At 65.1% G+C, this 4,367-nt stretch carries 6 protein-coding genes and 1 pseudogene; all 7 read right to left on the bottom strand.

Features of this window, described 5'->3' with window-relative positions; genetic code table 11:
* Positions 1-1,185 (bottom strand): annotated as a pseudogene (locus G5S38_RS15120) (conjugal transfer protein TrbL); the annotation flags it as partial.
* Positions 1,186-1,215: 30 nt separating this feature from the next.
* Positions 1,216-1,485 carry a DUF6112 family protein gene (locus tag G5S38_RS15115; protein WP_165070401.1) on the bottom strand — a complete coding sequence of 90 codons (270 nt, stop codon included), beginning with the start codon at positions 1,483-1,485 and terminating at the stop codon, positions 1,216-1,218.
* Positions 1,486-1,773: 288 nt separating this feature from the next.
* Entirely contained in the window at positions 1,774-2,040 is a 267-nt protein-coding gene (locus tag G5S38_RS15110; RefSeq protein WP_165070399.1) for a DUF6112 family protein, read from the bottom strand.
* A gap of 2 nt (positions 2,041-2,042) precedes the next feature.
* Positions 2,043-2,396 (bottom strand): M23 family metallopeptidase, encoded by a 354-nt coding sequence (locus tag G5S38_RS15580; protein ID WP_201276712.1) that lies wholly within the window; start codon positions 2,394-2,396, stop codon positions 2,043-2,045.
* A gap of 7 nt (positions 2,397-2,403) precedes the next feature.
* Positions 2,404-3,273, bottom strand: a complete 870-nt coding sequence (locus G5S38_RS15890) for a DDE-type integrase/transposase/recombinase (RefSeq protein WP_165070395.1) — start codon at positions 3,271-3,273, stop codon at positions 2,404-2,406.
* Complete coding sequence (locus G5S38_RS15095; protein WP_165070393.1) at positions 3,270-3,605, bottom strand: transposase; 336 nt, start codon at positions 3,603-3,605, stop codon at positions 3,270-3,272. Before G5S38_RS15095 ends, G5S38_RS15890 begins: the two co-directional genes overlap by 4 nt.
* 48 nt (positions 3,606-3,653) lie before the next feature.
* A complete protein-coding gene (locus G5S38_RS15090; protein ID WP_165070391.1) occupies positions 3,654-3,803 on the bottom strand; it encodes a hypothetical protein in 150 nt (49 codons plus the stop codon).
* Positions 3,804-4,367: the final 564 nt, after the last annotated feature.

Genomic DNA, 4,367 nt, shown 5'->3' with positions numbered 1-4,367 from the left:
CCTTCGGCCCGGCGGTGGCGGCGGCCTTGACGACCTGTGCGCCAACGACTGCGGCGGCGGCAGGGCCGGCGGCAGCCGCCCCGCTCCTGCCGCTCCGCCCGACGCCGCAGCGCCGCTGCCCGAGGCGGCAGCTCCGCTTGCCGTTCCGCTGGCGGCCGGAGTCGCCGTGGCTGCCGCGTTCGGCGCGGGAGCAGGGCTGCCGCCCGAGCTGCCTTGCCCGTCGAGCACTGACTTCGCTGCGTTCGGCTGGGGTTTGACCGGGATCGGGATTGGCCGATTCATCGCCGACTTGGCCTCCTGCTCGCTCGACATTGCGTGGTACATGTCGAAGCCGATGAAGGAGATGAACTTGTAGGTCAGATATGGGGCGAAGGCTGCGATGAACATGAGCACGATGCCCGAGATTGGATCGCTGATTGAGGCGAGGTCGAGGTCGATCGGGGCGCTGACCTGCTCGATGGCGACGAGGAAAATGACGACCAGCACGAGCTTCGAGAAGATCAGGGCAATGACGAAGGCGGCCCACCTTGCGAACCATCCTTTCGCCGTATCCCAGGTGAATCCGGCAAGCGCGATGGGTGCGAAGACGATCGCCACCAGTAGCAGCGCCTTGCGAATGAGTAGTGAGAACCACACGATCGCCGCGCCCGCGATGCCGAGGCCGGCGAGGAAGATCGTGACGATCGCGCCGACGCCGGGTGAGGCGATGTTGATGGTCGTGAGCCCGACAGCGAGCAGGGTGATTCGATCACCCATGCCCTCCATCGTGTTGCCGGTCGCCTGCACGACTCCGATGGCGAGCTGATCCGTCACTTCGAGCAGCGTCGCGGTGAGCGAGATCGCGATGAACGAGCCGAGTACCGACTTGGCGAGGCCGAGGCCCGCCCGCGAGAGTGCCATCGGGTCGCGGTTCACGAGGCCGGTGATGAGCTGGAGGCAGAAGAAGATGAGCATGACGAAGACCGCCACACCGAAGAGCACGTTGTACACGTCGATGTACTGCCCGCCCGTCACATCGACGAGCGTGGTCGTGTCGAACACACCCCAGACTGCCTCGAACATCCACCCAGCCGCCTGCCCCATCGCCTGTGCGAGCCAGTCGAACGGTGCTGACACGAGCGATGCGACGCCCTCGCCGACTGAATCGCACACGGTCGCGATGACCGGCACGTCGCACACGCTCATCGGCTCTGCCGCCTAAGTGTCAGTGAGACGTCAGACCGACTGGCCGACGGTCCAGAAGAAGTTCACGAGGGTCACGGATGCGCCGCAGACGATCGCCGCCCCGCACGCCACGAGCACGCCGAGCTTGCCGCGTGATGCGAGGTGTGGGTTCGAGGAGTTCGCACCGTAACCCCAGACGACGGCCGCGATGATGAGCGCGAGGACCGCGAGGATGAGGCCCACGGTCATCGCTGCACCCACGATGACACGCAGTTGTTCGATGCCCGGCAGGCCGTCGGTGTTGGGGGCGATGTCAATCACTGGTGTGCTCCTTTGGCAGGCGGAAGAAGAACCTGCTTGGAAGGTGCACACGCCGTCCCGGCAATGTCGGGGGTCAGGGGTAGATTCACCACCATGCGAGGCGTGAAATGTCTGACGAAGCGGCCCCCGATCGAGTCGCGGCTTGAAGCCCTGACGATTGCCGCACGGGTTCCGAAGGGGGCGGAGGCCGTTCAGTGCCCGTACTGCGGGTGGTGGCACGTCGTCGGCTACGGCTCGGCGCTGGAGCGCCCATCGACGCCACGGAAGCGACGCTGACCCGGCGTGGGCCTAGATACCTGCACCGACGCCGAGTAGGAAGTTGACCCAGGTGACGCCGACGCCGGCCAGGGCGGCGGCTCCGATGGAGACGAGGAAGCCGGTGCGGGCGCGGACGGCTGACGAGATGTTGCCGCTCGACGACGAGATCGCCCATACGATCGCACAGATGACGAGCATCAGCACGGCGAAGATCAGCACGAACGTCAGAAGTGCGCCGACGATTGCACGCAGCTCGGCCGCGCCGCCGACGGCTCCGAAGTCGGGGAAGATGTCCATCGCTACGCCGCCTGTGCTGCCGTGCAGAGAGCCGCGGTCGTCGCGGCATCGAGGTTCTCCACGCCGTGCTCGGCGAGCCACACCTCGGCGTCGATGGCCGCTGAGTTAGTACCGCCGGGGCGGATCTCGAAGTGAAGATGCGCGCCGGTCGACTTGCCCGACGAGCCCACATCGCCGATGTGCTGGCCCGCAACGACGCGATCACCCGCGGTGACGTAGATGCCGTTCTGCCACATATGCGCGTAGGCGGAGGCGATGCGTTGGCCGCCGATCGTGTGCTCGATGATGATGAGTCCGCCGTAGCCCGATGAGAGGCCGGCATAGCTGACCACGCCGTCGGCGAGCGCAAAGATCAACGTACCTTCAGCCGCCGCGAGGTCGGTGCCGGAGTGGAACGCTGGCTCGCCCGTGTAAGGGTCGGCGCGCCAGCCGAAGTCGTCCGATTTCACCCACGTCCCCGACGGCAGAGGGAAGACGAGTCTCGTTGACTCGGGAACGCCGTCGAGTGGGACGCCCTCTGCCGTCGTCGTAGGCGTCACCAATGGTCCCGATCGAGGCCACCAAGCCCTCGAGGACGAGGTGTTGCGACAACCAGTTGAATCCGCCTTGGGATCCCGCATCCGAGTGATGAATCATTCCGGGCTGCACTTTGTGTCCGGCGTGGTCGCGGCGCCAGAGCGCCATCTTCAAACACACCTCGAGGAAGGCGGTGTCTTTCGCCGTCGATGCCGACCAGCCCACGATCATCCGGGAGTGGAGATCGATCGCGAAGGCCACGTAGACGAAGCCGCCCCAAGTGGATACGTAGGTGAAGTCGGTGACCCACGAATGATTCGGGCAAGGCGCGGTGAAGTTGCGTTTCAGATGGTCCGGCGCCCGCGCCTCATCCTTCCCCGCCGATGCTGACGCCCGGGGTTTACGGCCCCGCACGAGGCCGTTCATGCCCTCCACGCGCATCAGCCGGTCTACCGTGTGCTTCGACACGTCGGGGAACGCTCCCCGCCCCAGCCAGGCCGTCATCTTCCGCCGCCCATAGAGAATCTCGGGCGCCTGCCGGCCTTTCGCGTCGCGCACGCTCAGGGACTTGAGCGTGTCGAGCAGCGCCGCGTCAGTCTGGGTTCGGGCAGCGGCGGCGCGGGTTCGCCACGCCCGATAGGACCGCGAAGTGACCAAGACGCCCTGCTCGCGCAGGACCCCGCAGGTCAACTCGACTCCGTGGCCGTTCGCCTTCATCCGGAGGACGAAAGCGACTTTTGCCGGTTGCGAGGGTCGAGTTCCCTCGCGAAGAAAGACGCCGCCGCCTTCAGGATGTCGTTCGTCTCCCGCAGGTCCCGGTTCTCTCGCTTGAGGCGTCTGATCTCCTCCAGCTCCTCGCTCGTGGGACCGGTCCGGTTGCCGGCATCGGTCTGAGCCTGCACGACCCACTTCCGCAGCGTCTTCGCGCCGATGTTCAGCTTCGGCGCCAGGTCGCGGCACGCGGCCGACACTGACGGGTAATCCTTCAAACGGTCAAGCGTCATCCGAGTCGCTCGCTCGCGAACCTCTGCTGGGTGTTTCTTGGGCATATCCGAATCCTTTCACCAGAAAGAAAGCGGCAGGAAACCCGGAGCGGTTCAGTCACCGTCCGTATCGAGCACTTCAGGTAGCGCCGCCCACTCGTGTACCCAGAAGCGCGTCGTATCCGCATCCTGATGCTCCACGTCGGCGAGCGACGAGTAGAACTCCTCGATGTTCGAGGTTCCCTGGAGTTGATCGACGACCATCGACCATGCACGACCGAGGTAGCTGGCGAGTAGCCAGGGTGGTCTTTCAACTGCTCGGTGATGCTCTCGATCACCAGCTTGGTGAGTTCGGCGGACACGGGCAGTGACGGTGCCGACGCACCTGCCCCGAGAAGAACGAGCGTCTTTCCGTTCGCGGCTCTTACCCACTCGAGCACTAGGCAGTCCCGAGCCCGCGTAATGCGTCGTACGCAACCCGAAACGTGGCGGTCACGTCGCGCCCATTTACTTGCGCTCGGCCCATCGGAAGCCGTGGACCCTGCGCGTGCGGGCTGACGAGCGAACGGAGCTTTTCTACGTCGTTCTCGCGCGCCCAGTCGAGACCATTCGAGTCGCGATCGAATCGGATGCAGAGCGCAAGATCGAAGTCGAGGCTGTGGAACTGGAACATGCGGTCGTTGCCCTTTGGCAACGTGCGGGTAGTTGAGTCCCGCATAGTGGTGTAGCCGCGGTGGCCCGGCTCGTCGTGAAGACGTGGACGCGGTCACCGTGTGATCCTTCGAGAAGTCTCTTACCTCGACTCGAAAGGCATCATCACGATGACCG

It is taken from the genome of Marisediminicola senii (assembly GCF_011057645.1).
Taxonomy (GTDB): Bacteria; Actinomycetota; Actinomycetes; order Actinomycetales; family Microbacteriaceae; genus Marisediminicola; species Marisediminicola senii.
This window is presented reverse-complemented; position numbering and strand designations above follow the sequence as displayed.

Excerpts from the sequence above, each read along its gene's own strand:
- G5S38_RS15110 (WP_165070399.1), bottom strand. The coding sequence starts at position 2,040 with ATGGACATCTTCCCCGACTTCGGAGCCGTCGGCGGCGCGGCCGAGCTG.
- G5S38_RS15890 (WP_165070395.1), bottom strand. The coding sequence starts at position 3,273 with ATGAAGGCGAACGGCCACGGAGTCGAGTTGACCTGCGGGGTCCTGCGC.
- G5S38_RS15095 (WP_165070393.1), bottom strand. The coding sequence starts at position 3,605 with ATGCCCAAGAAACACCCAGCAGAGGTTCGCGAGCGAGCGACTCGGATG.
- G5S38_RS15090 (WP_165070391.1), bottom strand. The coding sequence starts at position 3,803 with ATGGTCGTCGATCAACTCCAGGGAACCTCGAACATCGAGGAGTTCTAC.